The 14,682-nt window shown below is 69.3% G+C and carries 17 protein-coding genes; 7 read left to right on the forward strand and 10 right to left on the reverse strand.

Going from position 1 to position 14,682, the window contains the following annotated elements; translation table 11 throughout:
- Positions 1 to 3: 3 nt before the first annotated feature.
- From ybeY to AW271_RS25575, 3 genes are read right to left on the reverse strand one after another with little or no spacing between them, the layout of a single operon-like run.
- Positions 4 to 468 (reverse strand): rRNA maturation RNase YbeY, encoded by a 465-nt coding sequence (gene ybeY, locus AW271_RS25565; RefSeq protein WP_062340126.1) that lies wholly within the window; start codon positions 466 to 468, stop codon positions 4 to 6.
- Entirely contained in the window at positions 465 to 1,487 is a 1,023-nt protein-coding gene (locus tag AW271_RS25570) for a PhoH family protein (RefSeq protein ID WP_062340127.1), read from the reverse strand. The genes ybeY and AW271_RS25570 overlap by 4 nt, the downstream gene beginning before the upstream one ends.
- A gap of 59 nt (positions 1,488 to 1,546) precedes the next feature.
- The gene (locus AW271_RS25575; RefSeq protein ID WP_062340128.1) at positions 1,547 to 1,888 is read right to left on the reverse strand and encodes a histidine triad nucleotide-binding protein; all 342 of its coding nucleotides are present in this window, start codon (positions 1,886 to 1,888) and stop codon (positions 1,547 to 1,549) included.
- Positions 1,889 to 2,143: 255 nt separating this feature from the next.
- Between AW271_RS25575 and AW271_RS25580 the strand changes: the two genes are divergently transcribed.
- Complete coding sequence (locus AW271_RS25580) at positions 2,144 to 2,623, forward strand: SigE family RNA polymerase sigma factor (protein WP_051759275.1); 480 nt, start codon at positions 2,144 to 2,146, stop codon at positions 2,621 to 2,623.
- The gene (locus AW271_RS25585; RefSeq protein ID WP_062340129.1) at positions 2,620 to 3,330 is read left to right on the forward strand and encodes a hypothetical protein; all 711 of its coding nucleotides are present in this window, start codon (positions 2,620 to 2,622) and stop codon (positions 3,328 to 3,330) included. The genes AW271_RS25580 and AW271_RS25585 overlap by 4 nt, the downstream gene beginning before the upstream one ends.
- A 61-nt stretch (positions 3,331 to 3,391) precedes the next feature.
- Here the strand turns inward: AW271_RS25585 and AW271_RS25590 are convergent, their stop codons facing one another.
- From AW271_RS25590 to hrcA, 3 genes are read right to left on the reverse strand one after another with little or no spacing between them, the layout of a single operon-like run.
- Complete coding sequence (locus tag AW271_RS25590; RefSeq protein WP_062340130.1) at positions 3,392 to 4,117, reverse strand: 16S rRNA (uracil(1498)-N(3))-methyltransferase; 726 nt, start codon at positions 4,115 to 4,117, stop codon at positions 3,392 to 3,394.
- Complete coding sequence (dnaJ, locus tag AW271_RS25595) at positions 4,114 to 5,244, reverse strand: molecular chaperone DnaJ (protein ID WP_062340131.1); 1,131 nt, start codon at positions 5,242 to 5,244, stop codon at positions 4,114 to 4,116. The genes AW271_RS25590 and dnaJ overlap by 4 nt, the downstream gene beginning before the upstream one ends.
- On the reverse strand, positions 5,245 to 6,258 hold the full coding sequence (hrcA, locus tag AW271_RS25600) for a heat-inducible transcriptional repressor HrcA (protein ID WP_062340132.1): 1,014 nt from the start codon (positions 6,256 to 6,258) through the stop codon (positions 5,245 to 5,247).
- A 140-nt stretch (positions 6,259 to 6,398) separates the two neighbouring features.
- Here hrcA and AW271_RS25605 point away from each other — a divergent pair, with 140 nt between their 5' ends.
- Positions 6,399 to 7,061 carry a hypothetical protein gene (locus tag AW271_RS25605; RefSeq protein WP_062340133.1) on the forward strand — a complete coding sequence of 221 codons (663 nt, stop codon included), beginning with the start codon at positions 6,399 to 6,401 and terminating at the stop codon, positions 7,059 to 7,061.
- Between the two features lie 10 nt (positions 7,062 to 7,071).
- Positions 7,072 to 7,878, forward strand: a complete 807-nt coding sequence (locus AW271_RS25610; protein ID WP_083977203.1) for a DUF3097 domain-containing protein — start codon at positions 7,072 to 7,074, stop codon at positions 7,876 to 7,878.
- Here AW271_RS25610 and hemW read toward each other — a convergent pair.
- A complete protein-coding gene (hemW, locus tag AW271_RS25615; protein ID WP_062340134.1) occupies positions 7,862 to 9,079 on the reverse strand; it encodes a radical SAM family heme chaperone HemW in 1,218 nt (405 codons plus the stop codon). The genes AW271_RS25610 and hemW overlap by 17 nt on opposite strands.
- A gap of 120 nt (positions 9,080 to 9,199) precedes the next feature.
- Here hemW and AW271_RS25620 point away from each other — a divergent pair, with 120 nt between their 5' ends.
- The gene (locus AW271_RS25620; protein WP_062340135.1) at positions 9,200 to 10,465 is read left to right on the forward strand and encodes a glycoside hydrolase family 18 protein; all 1,266 of its coding nucleotides are present in this window, start codon (positions 9,200 to 9,202) and stop codon (positions 10,463 to 10,465) included.
- A gap of 73 nt (positions 10,466 to 10,538) precedes the next feature.
- Here the strand turns inward: AW271_RS25620 and AW271_RS25625 are convergent, their stop codons facing one another.
- The 3 genes from AW271_RS25625 to lepA form a co-directional block, all read right to left on the reverse strand.
- Positions 10,539 to 10,958, reverse strand: coding sequence for a type II toxin-antitoxin system VapC family toxin (locus AW271_RS25625; RefSeq protein WP_062340136.1), 420 nt, complete (start codon positions 10,956 to 10,958; stop codon positions 10,539 to 10,541).
- On the reverse strand, positions 10,955 to 11,161 hold the full coding sequence (locus tag AW271_RS25630; RefSeq protein WP_062340137.1) for a hypothetical protein: 207 nt from the start codon (positions 11,159 to 11,161) through the stop codon (positions 10,955 to 10,957). The genes AW271_RS25625 and AW271_RS25630 overlap by 4 nt, the downstream gene beginning before the upstream one ends.
- Before the next feature lie 88 nt (positions 11,162 to 11,249).
- Complete coding sequence (gene lepA, locus AW271_RS25635) at positions 11,250 to 13,079, reverse strand: translation elongation factor 4 (protein WP_062340138.1); 1,830 nt, start codon at positions 13,077 to 13,079, stop codon at positions 11,250 to 11,252.
- A gap of 74 nt (positions 13,080 to 13,153) precedes the next feature.
- On the opposite strand from lepA, the gene AW271_RS25640 reads away from it, so the two are divergent.
- A complete protein-coding gene (locus AW271_RS25640; protein WP_062340139.1) occupies positions 13,154 to 14,158 on the forward strand; it encodes a glycoside hydrolase family 18 protein in 1,005 nt (334 codons plus the stop codon).
- 78 nt (positions 14,159 to 14,236) lie between these two features.
- Complete coding sequence (gene rpsT, locus AW271_RS25645; protein WP_062340140.1) at positions 14,237 to 14,506, forward strand: 30S ribosomal protein S20; 270 nt, start codon at positions 14,237 to 14,239, stop codon at positions 14,504 to 14,506.
- The last annotated feature ends 176 nt before the right edge of the window (positions 14,507 to 14,682 follow it).

Genomic DNA, 14,682 nt, shown 5'->3' on the forward strand with positions numbered 1-14,682 from the left:
TTCCTAAGGGGCTGTCTTACGCCACGACTCCAGCAGCTCGCCCTGGAGGCCGAACATCTCGGCGTGCTCTTCAGGCTCGGCGTGGTCGTAGCCCAGCAGATGGAGGATGCCGTGGGTGCACAGCAGATCGAGTTCGTCCTGCGTCGGATGGCCCGCCTCGGCGGCCTGCCGGGCCGCCACCGTCGGGCAGAGGACGACGTCGCCCAGGAGCGCGGGGTCGGGCGAGGCGTCGTCGTTGCGGCCCTGGCCGGGCCGGAGTTCGTCCATGGGGAAGGCCAGCACGTCGGTGGGGCCGGGCTCGCCCATCCACTGCTCGTGGAGGGCGGTCATCGCGGCCTCGTCGACGACCAGGATCGACAACTCCGCCAGGGAGTTGATGCCCATCTGGCCGAGGACGTGCCCGGCGAGGGCGACGAGACGGTTCTCGTCGACCTCGGTGCCGGACTCGTTGTTGACCTCGATCGTCATCGCCGCCCCCTGGGCCGGTTGGTGCCGTTGGCGCGCGGGTCGGACGCCAGCGCGGCGTCGTAGCGGCCGTAGGCGTCGACGATCTGCCCCACCAGCTTGTGGCGGACCACGTCGGCGCTGGTCAGACGGCTGAAGTGGATGTCGTTGATGCCGTCGAGGATGTCCTGGACCACCTTGAGGCCGCTCTGGGTGCCGCCCGGCAGGTCGACCTGCGTGACGTCACCGGTGACGACGATCTTGGAGTTGAACCCCAGACGGGTCAGGAACATCTTCATCTGCTCGGGCGAGGTGTTCTGGGCCTCGTCGAGGATGATGAAGGCGTCGTTGAGCGTCCGGCCGCGCATGTAGGCGAGCGGGGCGACCTCGATCGTGCCCGCGGCCATCAGGCGCGGGATCGAGTCGGGGTCGATCATGTCGTGGAGGGCGTCGTAGAGCGGCCGCAGATAAGGGTCGATCTTCTCGTAGAGCGTGCCGGGCAGGAAGCCCAGCCGCTCGCCGGCCTCCACGGCCGGACGGGTCAGGATGATGCGGTTGACCCGCTTCTCCTGCAGGGCCTTCACGGCCTTGGCCATCGCCAGATAGGTCTTGCCGGTTCCCGCGGGGCCGATGCCGAAGACGATCGTGTGCTTGTCGATCATGTCGACGTAGTTCTTCTGGTTGACCGTCTTCGGGCGGATCGTGCGCCCGCGCGAGGAGATGATGTCGAGCGAGAGCACCTCGGCCGGCCGGCCGTTGCTCTGGCGCAGCATCGAGATGCTGCGCTCGACCGCGTCGGGGGTCAGCTGCGCCCCCGAACGGGCGAGTTCGACCAGCTCCTCGAACAGCCGGACGACCACACCGCTCTCGTCGGGGGACCCGGTGATGGTGATCTCGTTGCCCCGCACGTGGATGTCGGCCCGGAAGCTCTTCTCGATGACCCGGAGGAGCTCGTCACGCGAGCCCAGGATGCTGATCATCGCGTGCTCGTCGGGGATCACGACCTTGGCGTGGGTCTTCTGTGTTTCGCGCGTCTCGGACATGGGCGGCCTCGTCGGGCCTGCTCGCCTCCCTATTAACCGCTGTCAATGGTAGCCGTCCGCTACCCCATCTGGAGCGTCAGCGGCGCCCCGCCCAGCAGGTGGAGATGGGCGTGGAAGACGCTCTGCCCCGAGTCGGGCCCGGTGTTCAGGACCAGCCGGTAACCGGACTCGGCGATGCCCTCGGCGACCGCGACGGCCTTCGCCGTTTTGATCACGTCGTCGGCGAGCCCAGCCTCCGCCAGTTCCCCCGCGTCGCGCACGTGGTTTTTCGGTACGACCAGAACATGCGTGGGGGCATGGGGATTGATGTCACGGAAGGCAAGTGTGGTGTCGGTCTCGTACACGACCGTCGCGGGTATCTCACGCGCCACGATTCCGCAGAACAGGCACTCATTCTTCACGGGGGAAGCCTAGCGTTGCCAATCGGTAATCCCCGGATCGTCCCGTGCAAAGATCTGCCCGGATAGGGTTTATGTGCGAGACTGCACCGTCAACCAATCCCCTGTGTCGGGCGAGGACACAACTGGGTCATGCCCCCTAATGATTCGGAAGAGCGTAAACCCTCCGGCAAGGACGAGCGTCCTACTGATGTGACCACCGAGACCCTCGTGGCCGACAGGTCGCTGGGCACGGTGCCGGTCGGGTGGGATGCCGACATGGCCGTTACGGCGCTTTACAGCGCCCACTATCGGTCACTTGTGCGTCTCGCGGTGCTGCTGGTCCGCGATGTGGCCAGCGCCGAAGAAGTCGTGCAGGACGCGTTCGTCGCCATCCATGGCGCCTGGCGCAGGCTGCGCGATCCCGACAAGGCACTTGCGTACCTGCGACAGTCGGTCGTCAACCGTTCGCGCTCCGTGCTGCGTCATCGAGCCGTCGTGGAGAAGTACGCCCCCAAGGGCCTCCCCGACGCGCCGAGTGCCGAGAACGGCGCCATCGGCGAGCTCGAGCGCACCGCGGTGATCGAGGCGCTGCGCGCCCTGCCCCAGCGGCAGCGCGAGGCGCTGGTCCTGCGCTACTACGGCGACCTTTCCGAGGCCGAGATCGCCCACGCCATGGGCATCTCCAAAGGCGCGGTGAAGAGTCACACCGCCAGAGGCATGGCCTCATTACGTCAAGTGCTGGAGAAGTTCTCATGACCATCCCCCCCGACGAGCACGGCGACCTCCTCCGCCGTGTGATGCGCGCGGAGGCGGACTCGGTCGTGCCGTCTCCCGACGGACTGGAGATAATCCGCCACCGCATCGACAACCGCGGCCTCCGCGGTCTGCTGTGGTGGCGCATAGGTGCGTCCGTGGCCGCCGCCGCCCTGGTGGCCGGAATCGTGGTCGTCACCGTTCCCGAGATACGCGAGAACGTGGGCGTCGACTTCGTGGGCAACGAACCCGAGACCGAGCAGACCCCGGCCGGTGAGCTGCCGAGCGCCGGCTCGACCGCCCAGCCGCCGCCGACCCAGGACCAGCCCGGGATCTCGATCACCACCCAGAACCCCACCCGGGCGCCCGAGTCGACCGCGCCGGCGACCTCGGCGGCCCCGTCGCAGCCCGCGGCCGCGCCGCCGCCCGAGCCGTCGTCCGACCCGTGCGTCACCCCGGAGCCGACCCCGGCCCCCGACCCGGCGGTCGCGGCGAAGTGCCCGACGCAGGAGGCCAACCCGACCTCCGGCCCGACGACCAAGCCGAACCCGAGCGGGACCAAGTCCCCGACGAAGCCGTCGCCCACGCCGACGGCCGACTCCCCCACCCCCACTCCGCCGGGGTGCGGCGACGACTGCCCGGCGCCGACGCCCGAGCCGTCTCCTCTGGTGACGCCGTCGACGGTGGAGGTCTCGACCCCGGCGTCGTAGCCCTTTCGAAGCGGGCCTTCTCGGAACGTGCCAAGCGCACTCCGGAAGGGCCCGCTTCTGGTTACCAGCGGCCGGTGCGGGCCAGCAGGACCGCGGCCGCCGCGACCCCGGCCGTGGAGGTGCGCAGCACCGTCGGGCCCAGGAGCGCCGGGAGCGCGCCCGCCTCCCGGAAGCGGGTGAGCTCGTCGTCGGACACGCCGCCCTCGGGGCCCACCACCACGACGATGTCGCCCTTCTCGGGCAGGTCGACCCGGGACAGCGGCTCGGCCGCCTCCTCGTGGAGCACCACGGCCAGCGCGGCCGATTCGAGCAGCGCCGCCACCTGGTTGGTGGAGGCCGGTTCGAGGACCTCCGGCAGGTGGAACCGGCGGGCCTGCTTGCCCGCCTCACGCGCCGTCGAGCGCCAGCGGGCCAGCGACTTGGCGGCGCGGTCGCCCTTCCACTGGGTGATCGACCGGGAGGCCGACCAGGGCACGATGGCGTCGACGCCGGCCTCGGTCATCATCTCGACGGCCAGCTCGCCCCGGTCGCCCTTCGGCAGGCCCTGCACGACCACCAGGCGGGGCGTCGGCGACGGGATGTCGTACACACGGAGGACCGTGAGGTCGAGGTGGTCCTTGCCGGCGTGGTCGACCATGCACTCGGCCACCCGGCCCGCGCCGTCGGTGACGTCGACGCGCTCGCCCGCCGTGATGCGGCGGACGGCGGCCGCGTGGCGGCCCTCGGGCCCGGCCAGGGTCAGGCGCGGGCCCGGGGTGACCTCACCCAGGAAGACGGGGACGGTCATCGGCCGTTGAACGCGTCCTTCAGGCGGGAGAAGAAGCCCTGCTGGCCCGGCGCGAACTTGCCGGGCGGGCGCTCCTCGCCGCGCAGCTGCGACAACTTGCGGAGCAGTTCCTCCTGCTCGGGGTCGAGCTTCAGCGGGGTCTCGACGTTGACGTGGATCAGCAGGTCGCCCCGGCCGCTCTCGTTGAGGCGCTGCACGCCCCGCGCGTAGAGGGGGATGACCTGGCCCGACTGGGTGCCGGGGCGGACGTCGATCTGCTCGGCGCCGTCGAGGGTCTCCATGGTCAGGGAGGTGCCCAGGGCGGCGGCGGTCATGGGGATCGAGACGGTGCAGTGGAGGTCGTCGCCGCGGCGTTCGAACGTCGGGTGGGGGCGCTCGACGATCTCGAGGAACAGGTCGCCGGGCGGGCCGCCGCCGGGGCCGACCTCGCCCTCGCCCGCGAGCTGGATGTGGGTGCCGTCTTCGACGCCCGCCGGGATGCGGACCTTGATGGTCCGGCGGGTGCGGACGCGGCCGTCGCCGGAGCACTCCTGGCAGGGGTGGCGGATGACGCTGCCGAAGCCGCCGCACTGGGGGCACGGGCGCGAGGTCATGACCTGGCCCAGGAACGAGCGGGTCACCTGGGAGACCTCGCCCCGGCCGTGGCACATGTCGCAGGTGTCGGGGTGGGTGCCGGCCGCGGCGCCGGAGCCCTGGCAGACCTCGCAGAGGATCGCGGTGTCGACCACGAGCTCCCGGGTGGTGCCGAAGCCCGACTCGGCCAGGTCGAGCTCGACCCGGATCGTCGCGTTGCGGCCCCGGCGGGCCCGCGAGCGGGGGCCGCGGGAGGCCGAGGCGGTGCCGAAGAAGGCGTCCATGATGTCGCTGAACGGGAAGCCCGCGCCGAAGCCGGCCCCCGCGCCGCCCGCGCCGCCGAACGGGTCGCCGCCCATGTCGTGCATCTGGCGCTTCTGGGGGTCGGAGAGCACCTCGTAGGCCGCGGTGATCTCCTTGAAGCGCTCCTGCGTCGCCGGGTCGGGGTTGACGTCGGGATGCAGTTCGCGGGCCAGCCGGCGGTAGGCCTTCTTGATCTCTTCCTGGCTCGCGTCGCGGCGTACGCCGAGGGTGGCGTAATAGTCCTTGGCCACTTATGACCCCGCCAGGATCTGGCCGACATAGCGCGCGACCGCGCGCACCGCACCCATCGTCACCGGATAATCCATTCGCGTCGGGCCCAGCACTCCGAGCCGGGCCAGTTCCTTGTCTCCCGAGCCGTATCCGGCGGCCACGATCGAGGTGCCGCGCAGACCGGTGTAGGGGTTCTCCGAGCCGATCCGGACGGTCAGCTCGGACAGGTCGTCGGTCTCGCCGAGGAGGCGCATCAGGACGACCTGCTCCTCCAGGGCCTCCAGCACGTCGCGCAGGCCGATGGTGAAATCGGCGGCGGCGAGGTTGGCGGCCCCGGCGAACACGATCTTCTCTTCGTGCCGTTCGACCAGCGTCTCCAGGATCACCGAGAGGATCGTGGCGGCCACCGGCCGGTCTTCGGGGGACAGCCGTTCGGGCAGCGCGGCCACGGTCTCGGGGACCTGGGCCAGCCCGCAGCCGTCGAGCGCCGTGTTGAGCACGGCGCGCAGGTGGGACACCCGGTCGTCGGCGATCACATCGGGCAGATCGACCACCCGCTGCTCGACGCGGCCGGTGTTGGTGATCAGGACCAGCATGACCCGCGTGTCGGCCAGCGGCACGATCTCGACGTGGCGGACCGTCGAGCGGGTCAGCGAGGGATACTGCACGACCGCGACGTGGCGGGTCAGCTGCGCGAGCAGCCGGACGGTCCGCATGACGATCTCGTCGAGGTCGATCGCGCCGGCCAGGAACGTCTCGATGGCCCGCCGTTCGGCGCCCGAGAGGGGCTTGACCTGGGACAGCCGGTCGACGAACAGCCGGTAGCCCTTGTCGGTCGGGACCCGCCCCGCGCTCGTGTGGGGCTGGTGGATGTAGCCGCCGTCTTCGAGGGCCGCCATGTCGTTGCGGATGGTGGCCGGCGAGACTCCGAGGTTGTGCCGGTCGGCCAGCGCCTTGGAGCCCACGGGCTCGTTGGTGGAGACGTAGTCTTCGACGATCGCCCGCAGCACCGCCAGCTTCCGGTCGTCAAGCACGTTCTCACCTCCCTGGCACTCTGTGTTCCCGAGTGCCAAGTGTACGGCCACCGTCCCCGGGGTGCGATAACACAGTCGGGCACGCGGGGAACAAGCCGACTGCAAATGCGCCGCAAGTCGCTAATCACACAATGTCTCCCATGACCGCTCAATATGGCCAGAACTATGGCCAGCAGCCCCACCCCTATTACGGCGCCCCCCAGTCCCCCTACGGCGGCCCGCCCCCGCAGGGACCCGTCCGGCCCCGGATCCTGTGGATCGTTCTGTCCTGGGTCTTCTTCGTGGTCACCCTCATCGTCGGCGGCGTGATCTTCGCCGCGGGCGTTGGGTCGACCATCGCCAACATCGGCGAGATCGCCCCGTCGTCGTCCTTCCAGGGCGGCGAGACCGTCAAGGTGAGCATCGACCCGGCCGACAGCCCCGCCATCTGGGCCGCCGCCGGGCAGCCGACCGACGTCCAGTGCCAGGTCACCGGCGCCGACCCGAGCCAGCAGATCACCCTCGACAAGGCGGTGGGCTCGCAGACCCTCTCCTACAACGGCACCGACTGGGAGATGCTCTTCACGATCGGCGTCCCGGCCGCCGGCGAATACCAGGTCGCCTGCGACGGCGAGGGCGTCACGTTCGGCGTCGGCAAGCAGCTGCTGTCGGCCGCCACCGCCGACGCGGCGGGCGGGCTGGTGGGCGGCCTGGCCGCGCTGGTCATCCTGCCCGCCTTCGGCTTCCTCCTCGCGCTGATCGTCACGATCGTCGTGCTGGTCCGGCGCGGCCGGGCCCGCCGCCGGATGATGGGGATGTACTAACGTTCGCGGCATGTACGAGCGGGACGTGCTCTCCGGAGACTGGCGGCGCCCCAAGAAGGGGACGATCCCGCAGATCCCAGCCGAGCTCGACCTCGTGGTCGAGTGGGCCGACGACGGGTTCTGCGGGGCGGTGGTGGCCTGCGACAAGGAGGCCGTCACCCTGGAGGACCGGTTCGGGCGGCGACGGCTGTTCCCCCTGGAACCCGCCGCCTTCCTCCTGGAGGGCAGGCCCGTCACTCTGGTCCGCCCCCCAGCGGGGCCGCGGGGCCCGAGGCGCAGCGCCTCGGGTTCCATCGCGGTCGAGGGCCTGAAGGCCCAGGTGGCCAAGGAGAGCAGGATCTACGTCGAGGGCGTGCACGACGCCGCGCTCGTGGAGAAGATCTGGGGTCACGACCTGCGGGTCGAGGGCGTGGTCGTCGAATACCTCGAAGGCGTCGACCACCTGCCCGAGATCGTCGCCGAGTTCGGCCCCGAACCCGGCCGGCGGCTCGGCGTGCTGGTCGACCATCTCGTCGCCGGCTCCAAGGAGAGCCGGATCGCCGCCCAGGTGGCCGGCCCCCACGTGCTGGTGACGGGCCATCCGTTCGTGGACGTCTGGCAGGCGGTCAAGCCCGCCGTGCTGGGCATCGGGGCGTGGCCGGAAGTACCGCGCGGGATCCCGTGGAAAGAGGGCGTGATCGCCGCCCTGGGCTGGCGGATGGAGCCGCCCGACGCGTGGCGGCACATCCTCGGCCGGGTGAACAGCTACGCCGACCTGGAGCCCGAGCTGCTGGGCCGGGTCGAGGAGCTCATCGACTTCGTCACGTCAGATCCCTGACCACGGCGTCGGCCAGCAGGCGGCCCTGGAGGGTGAGCACCGCGCGGCCCTTCTTGAACGCCTCGACGTCGAGCAGCCCCCCGGCGAGCGCCTTGGCCGCCGCCGGCCTGACCTCTTTGGCCAGGTCGTCGAGCGGGTAGCCGTCGACCAGCCGGAGTTCGAGCATGACGCGCTCCAGGGTGCGCTCCTCGGCGGAGGTCTGCTCCCGCGCGTGGGCGGGCGAGTGGCCCTGGGCCAGGCGGGCGGCGTAGGCCGACGGGTGTTTGACGTTCCACCAGCGCACCCCGCCGACGTGGCTGTGGGCGCCCGGACCGGCGCCCCACCAGTCGGCGCCCGACCAGTAGAGCAGGTTGTGGCGGCAGCGGGCCTTCTCGCTGGTGGCCCAGTTGGAGACCTCGTACCAGGAGAAACCGGCCTTGGTCAGGAGCTCGTCGGCGATCAGGTAGCGGTCGGCGGCGACGTCGTCGTCGGGCATGGGCAGGTCGCCGCGGCGGATGCGGGCGGCCAGGCGGGTGCCGGTCTCGACGATCAGGGAGTAGGCCGACACGTGGTCGGGCCCGGCCGCGATGGCGGCCTCCAGCGAGGCCCGCCAGTCGTCGTCGGTCTCGCCCGGCGTTCCGTAGATCAGGTCGAGGTTGACGTGGGCGAACCCCGCCTCCTTCGCGTCGTGGACGGCCTGGGCCGCCCGCCCCGGCGTGTGCCGCCGGTCGAGCACCTGGAGCACGCGGTCGCGGGCGCTCTGCATGCCGAAGGAGATCCGGTTGATGCCGCCCTCGCGCAGGGCCGCCAGCTCGCGCGGGCCGACCGACTCGGGGTTGGCCTCGGTGGTGACCTCGGCGTCGTGGTCGATGCCGAACTCCTCGTGGACGGCCTTGAGGATGCGCACCAGATCGCCCGGGGGCAGCAGTGTCGGGGTGCCGCCGCCGAAGAAGACCGTCGAGACCGACAGGTCGGCGTCGCCGAGCACCCGCCGGGCCAGCCGGATCTCCTCGATCGCGGTGTCGGCGTAAGAGCTTTGTGAGGCTCCGGACCCTAGCTCCGACGCCGTGTAGGTGTTGAAGTCGCAGTAGCCGCACCGGCTCGCGCAGAAGGGGACGTGCACATAGAAACCGAACGGACGCCCGCCCAGCGCGGCGAGCGCCGCGGGCGGCAGTTCACCGGACGTGGGGACGGGTTCGCCGTCGGGGAGCACGGAGGGCATCCGCCCAGTCTGCCCGATGCCAAGAGGTCGATTGACGCAGTCGCTCGCCCGCATTTATGATCCCGGCAAACTTACAGGAAACTTTCCTATAAGAAATGCCTCCTAGCAGCGGAGACAACAGTGCCGAGACTTCGCACCCCCCTTCTGTTAGCCCTGGTGGCCGGCCTGGTCGCCACCGCCGCGCCCGCTCCCGCCCAGGCCTCGACCGGCGACTCGGGATACAAGCGGGTGGCCTACTTCATCCAGTGGGGCATCTACGGCCGCAACTACCACGTCAAGGACATGGTGACGACCGGCGCCGCCGCCAAGCTCACCCACATCAACTACGCCTTCGGCTTCGTCAACCAGGGCGGCGAGTGCTACTCGGCCGACCCGTGGGCCGACTGGCAGCGCCCCGTCCCGGCCGAGCAGAGCGTCGACGGCGTGGCCGACGACGGCACCGGCGCCATCGCCGGCAACCTGAACCAGCTCAAGAAGCTCAAGGCCAAGTTCCCGAGCCTCAAGGTCCTCATCTCGCTGGGCGGCTGGACCGGCTCCAAGTGGTTCTCCGACGCCGTCCTCACCCCCGAGGCCCGCACCAAGCTGGCCTCCTCCTGCATCGACCTGTGGCTGAAGGGCAACCTGCCCGGCGCCGCCCCGGGCGCGGGCGCGGGCGTCTTCGACGGCATCGACCTCGACTGGGAGTGGCCCGGTTCGTCCGGCGAGGTCGGCAACGTGATCCGTCCCGAAGACAAGCAGAACTTCACGCTGTTCCTGGCCGAGCTGCGCCGCCAGATGAACGCGTACAACAAGAAGCACGAGCTCACCGCCTTCCTGCCCGCCGCCGCCGCGAAGATCGACGCCGGCTTCGAGGTCAAGAAGGTCTTCTCCTACCTCGACTTCGCCACCGTCCAGGGCTACGACCTGCACGGCTCGTGGGAGCAGGTCACCGGCCACAACGGCAACCTCTTCACCGACCGCAAGGACCCGAACGCGGTCAAGTTCAGCGTCGACCAGACGGTGAAGGACTACCTGAGCCGCGGCGCCCCCAAGAAGAAGATCGTCGTCGGCGTCCCGTTCTACGGTCAGGGCTGGACCGGCGTCACCGCCGGCGGCAACGGCCTCTGGAAGCCCGCCACCGGCCCCGCCCCCGGCAAGTGGGCCAACGGCACCGAAGACTACAAGGACATCGTCGGCAAGCCCGGCAAGCGCCACCGCGACCTGCTGACCGGCTCGGTCTGGCTGTACGACGGCAACGAGTTCTGGTCCTACGACGACCCGATCTCGCTGGTCGAGAAGGCGGCCTACATCCGCCTGAAGGGCCTCGGCGGCGCGATGATGTGGTCGATCGACCAGGACGACAGCCGGGCGTCCCTGACGACCGCGCTCTACAAGGTCCTGCGCTGACCTGAACGACGAGGGCCGGAGCGCAACTGGGTCGCGCTCCGGCCCTTTCTCATTCGGCCGGTGGACGAGCCGTTCAGAGCTCAGCGGGAAGGAGATCGAACGCGTCGACGTGGCAGGGCCGCACCACGGTGAAATGGCGCCGGTCCAGGGTCGCGACGGCATGGATGTTCAGCCGCTCGGCGACCGCGATCACCGATGCGTCTACGGAACCAAGCGGCAGATTCGCGTAATGATCCACCAATGCACTCATCCGTCCGAGATCGTCGCCATTGAGGTCGACGAGAGTGAGGCCACTTTTCGCGAAGTCCTGGAGAAACCTGGCTTCGACCTTGCTCCCCGCCCGCCTCTCGAGGACCTGGGCCGTCTCAACGAGGACCGACACCGGAACAAGCATCGGGCCCGGGTAACGCTCCAGAACGGAAGTACAGACTTCGTGGTATCGGTCTAAGCGGTTGGAAACCGCGACCAACGGTCCAGTGTCAACGACAATCACGAATGGTGATTGTCTCCTGACTTTAGGAAGTCTTCCGACCGTTCGGCGAAATCGGGCTCCGCCTCCATGATCCCGATGAACGGCAGATTCCGAACCTTGGGCATGTCTCCCAGGTGATCGCGGACAAGTTGCAGCAACGGAGCGACCTGCTCCTCAGGGAGCCGGTCGACAAGATCGCGAAATTCGTCCCGCATGACGCTCATAACAGTCAGTGTAAGTGCGCGCACTTACCTGTCTCAATCTGTCTTGCTCCTGTCACAACCTGTCATGAGCGCCGCCGACCGACGGCCCCTACTTCTTGGCCTTTTCCGCGCCGCTCGAGTCGGTGCTCAGGGCTGCCACGAAAGCCTCCTGGGGGACTTCCACGCGGCCGACCATCTTCATGCGCTTCTTGCCCTCCTTCTGCTTCTCGAGGAGCTTGCGCTTACGCGAGATGTCGCCGCCGTAGCACTTCGCCAGGACGTCCTTGCGGATCGCGCGGATGTTCTCGCGGGCGATGACGCGGGCGCCGATCGCCGCCTGGATCGGGACCTCGAACTGCTGCCTGGGAATCAGGTCCTTCAGCTTCTTGGCCATGTCGACGCCGTAGGCGTAGGCCTTCTCGCGGTGGACGATGGCCGAGAACGCGTCGACGGCCTCGCCCTGGAGGAGGATGTCGACCTTGACGAGGTCGGAGTCCTGCTCGCCGGAGGGCTCGTAGTCGAGGGAGGCGTAGCCCCGGGTCTTCGACTTCAGCTGGTCGAAGAAGTCGAAGATGATCTCGCCCAGGGGCAGGGTGTAGCGGATCTCGACGCGGTCTTCGCTCAGGTAGTCCATGCCCTGGAGGGCGCCGCGGCGGCCCTGGCAGAGCTCCATGATGGCGCCGATGAACTCGGCCGGGGCCAGCACGGTCGCCTTCACGGTCGGCTCGTAGATCTCGGCGATCTTGCCCTCGGGGAACTCCGAGGGGTTGGTCACCGTGTGCTCGGTGCCGTCTTCCATGATGACGCGGTAGATGACGTTGGGGGCGGTCGAGATCAGGGCCAGGTTGAACTCGCGCTCCAGGCGCTCGCGCACGATCTCCATGTGGAGCAGGCCGAGGAAGCCGCAGCGGAAGCCGAAACCGAGGGCCGCCGACGACTCGGGCTCGTAGACCAGGGCGGCGTCGTTGAGGCGCAGCTTGTCGAGGGCCTCGCGGAGCTCGGGGAAGTCGTCGCCGTCGATCGGGTAGAGGCCCGAGTAGACCATCGGGCGCGGGTGCTCGTAGCCGCCGAGGGCGTCGTCGGCCGGCTTCGTGGCCGAGGTGACGGTGTCGCCGACGCGGGACTGGCGGACGTCCTTCACGCCGGTGATCAGGTAGCCCACCTCGCCGACGCCCAGGCCCAGGGCCGAGGGCAGCGGCTCGGGGCTGATGACGCCGATCTCCAGGGTCTCGTGCTGGGCCTTGGTCGACATCATGAGGATGCGCTCGCGCTTGCCCAGGTGGCCGTCCATGACGCGGACGTAGGTGACGACGCCCCGGTAGGTGTCGTAGACCGAGTCGAAGATGAGGGCCCGCGCGGGGGCGTCGGCGTCGCCGACCGGGGCGGGGATGGTGTCGACCACGTGGTCGAGCAGTTCCTTGACGCCCACGCCGGTCTTGCCCGAGACGCGCAGCACGTCGGAGGGCTCGCAGCCGATCAGGCCGGCCAGCTCCTCGGCGTACTTCTCCGGCTGGGCGGCCGGGAGGTCGATCTTGTTGAGCACCGGGATGATGTTGAGGTCGGCGTTCATGGCCAGGTAGAGGTTGGCCAGCGTCTGGGCCTCGATGCCCTGGGCGGCGTCGACCAGCAGGACCGCGCCCTCGCACGCCTGGAGCGACCGCGACACCTCATAGGTGAAGTCGACGTGGCCGGGCGTGTCGATCATGTTGAGCACGTGGCCGTTCCACGGCAGGCGGACGGCCTGCGACTTGATGGTGATGCCGCGCTCGCGCTCGATGTCCATCCGGTCGAGGTATTGGGCGCGCATGGACCGGTCGTCGACCACACCGGTGATCTGGAGCATCCGGTCGGCAAGCGTTGACTTGCCATGGTCGATGTGCGCGATGATGCAGAAATTGCGGATCAACGCGGGGTCGGTCTGGCCGGTCTGAGTGCGCACCGAAGTCCGTTTCAACTGGGATTGAGGCGATCGACGGCTGGCGGAGCAGCCACCCTCCATGGTCGCATGTCCCCATGCTTGCCTCGACCACGCGCCGCCGTGTGCTCCTCGGCCTGTCGATTCTCGTGGCGTTGCCCCTGGTGCTGGCGGTGACGGGAATGGCCGTGTTACGGCTCGACTACCTGGGCACTCCCTCGGCCACGGCGCGTTCCGCGGGCACCGACGCGTTGTGGATGGGGCACATGTGGGTCGACGGGCGGCGTACCGAGAAGGATCTCGAAGCCCTGAAGCCGCGTCTCACGCACATGCGGGACGTGTTCGTGCATTCCGGGCCCTATGGGGCCGACGGGCGGCTCGATCCGGGCCTCCATCCGAAGTCGCGCGACTTCCTCGCGTGGGCGCGGACCCACCTGCCGGGGGTGCGGGTGCTGCCGTGGCTGGGGCAGACGGTCAACGAGGACGACGCGGGCTTCCTCGACCTCGACGACCCGGCCACCCGGGCGAACGTCATCGCGGGGGCGCGCGAGATCGTCGCGCTCGGCTACGACGGCGTCCACTACAACTTCGAGCCGGTCATGGACGGCGACGCCGCCTACCTGAGCCTGCTGGAGGAGACGCGGGCGGCCATCCCGAACGCCCGGATCTCCATCGCGAGCCACCAGATCGAGCCGTTCCCCGGCGCGGTGACCGGGTGGAACACGGTGGTCGGGCACGGCAAGTACTGGTCGGAGGGCTACTTCCGGAAGGTGGCCGAGCGGGTCGACCAGGTCGCGATCATGACCTACGACTCGTGGACGCCCCTCCAGACCGTGTACGGCGGCTGGGTCGCCCGCCAGGCCCGCAAGGCGTTCGCGCTGGCCCCCGCGTCGACGGGCGTGCTGATCGGCGCCCCGGCCTACCACGACCACAAGCTGGGCCTGACCGACTACGCCGAGAGTGTGGAGATGGCCGCCGAGGGGCTCCGGCTGGTGATCAGCGAGACCCCGCGCGAGGACACCGGCCTGGCCCTCTACGTGGATTTCGCGGCCACGGAGGAGGATTGGAAGGAGTACCGCGAGTCATGGGTGCTGGTATCCTAGACAACTGCGTATGGCACGCCCTCTCACCGAGCCAGCGCGACCCATACCGAAACCCAGACTTCTTTTTGAGGCTTCTTCGTGGCGAACATCAAGTCCCAGATCAAGCGCAACCGGCAGAACGAGAAGGCCCGGCAGCGCAACAAGGCCGTCAAGTCGTCGCTCAAGACGGCTGTCCGCAAGTTCCGCGAGGCCGCCGAGTCCGGCGACGCCGCCGCGGCGTCCGCGGCGATGCAGGCGGCCAGCCGCCAGCTCGACAAGGCCGTGAGCAAGGGCGTCATCCACAAGAACCAGGCCGCCAACCGCAAGTCGGCGATCGCCAAGCGCGCCGCCGCCCTCGCGGCCAGCTAGGTCTGCGTTCAGCGACGTTCCGGAAGCCGTGTCCCGATTCCCTCGGGGCGCGGCTTTCGCCGTTGTCGGGATTCAACCCGTAATATGTCACGTTTTCGATATCACATTGGCATCGCCGCAGCGTACCGGCTAGGTCACCGTCTCTTCTGACCGGTCGTCAAGACCGCCCGCTCCCC

It is taken from the genome of Herbidospora sakaeratensis (assembly GCF_001570525.1).
Classification (GTDB): Bacteria; Actinomycetota; Actinomycetes; order Streptosporangiales; family Streptosporangiaceae; genus Herbidospora; species Herbidospora sakaeratensis.

Excerpts from the sequence above, each read along its gene's own strand:
- ybeY (WP_062340126.1), bottom strand. The coding sequence starts at position 468 with ATGACGATCGAGGTCAACAACGAGTCCGGCACCGAGGTCGACGAGAAC.
- AW271_RS25570 (WP_062340127.1), bottom strand. The coding sequence starts at position 1,487 with ATGTCCGAGACGCGCGAAACACAGAAGACCCACGCCAAGGTCGTGATC.
- AW271_RS25580 (WP_051759275.1), top strand. The coding sequence starts at position 2,144 with ATGGCCGTTACGGCGCTTTACAGCGCCCACTATCGGTCACTTGTGCGT.
- AW271_RS25585 (WP_062340129.1), top strand. The coding sequence starts at position 2,620 with ATGACCATCCCCCCCGACGAGCACGGCGACCTCCTCCGCCGTGTGATG.
- AW271_RS25590 (WP_062340130.1), bottom strand. The coding sequence starts at position 4,117 with ATGACCGTCCCCGTCTTCCTGGGTGAGGTCACCCCGGGCCCGCGCCTG.
- AW271_RS25605 (WP_062340133.1), top strand. The coding sequence starts at position 6,399 with ATGACCGCTCAATATGGCCAGAACTATGGCCAGCAGCCCCACCCCTAT.
- AW271_RS25610 (WP_083977203.1), top strand. The coding sequence starts at position 7,072 with ATGTACGAGCGGGACGTGCTCTCCGGAGACTGGCGGCGCCCCAAGAAG.
- hemW (WP_062340134.1), bottom strand. The coding sequence starts at position 9,079 with ATGCCCTCCGTGCTCCCCGACGGCGAACCCGTCCCCACGTCCGGTGAA.
- AW271_RS25630 (WP_062340137.1), bottom strand. The coding sequence starts at position 11,161 with ATGAGCGTCATGCGGGACGAATTTCGCGATCTTGTCGACCGGCTCCCT.
- AW271_RS25640 (WP_062340139.1), top strand. The coding sequence starts at position 13,154 with ATGCTTGCCTCGACCACGCGCCGCCGTGTGCTCCTCGGCCTGTCGATT.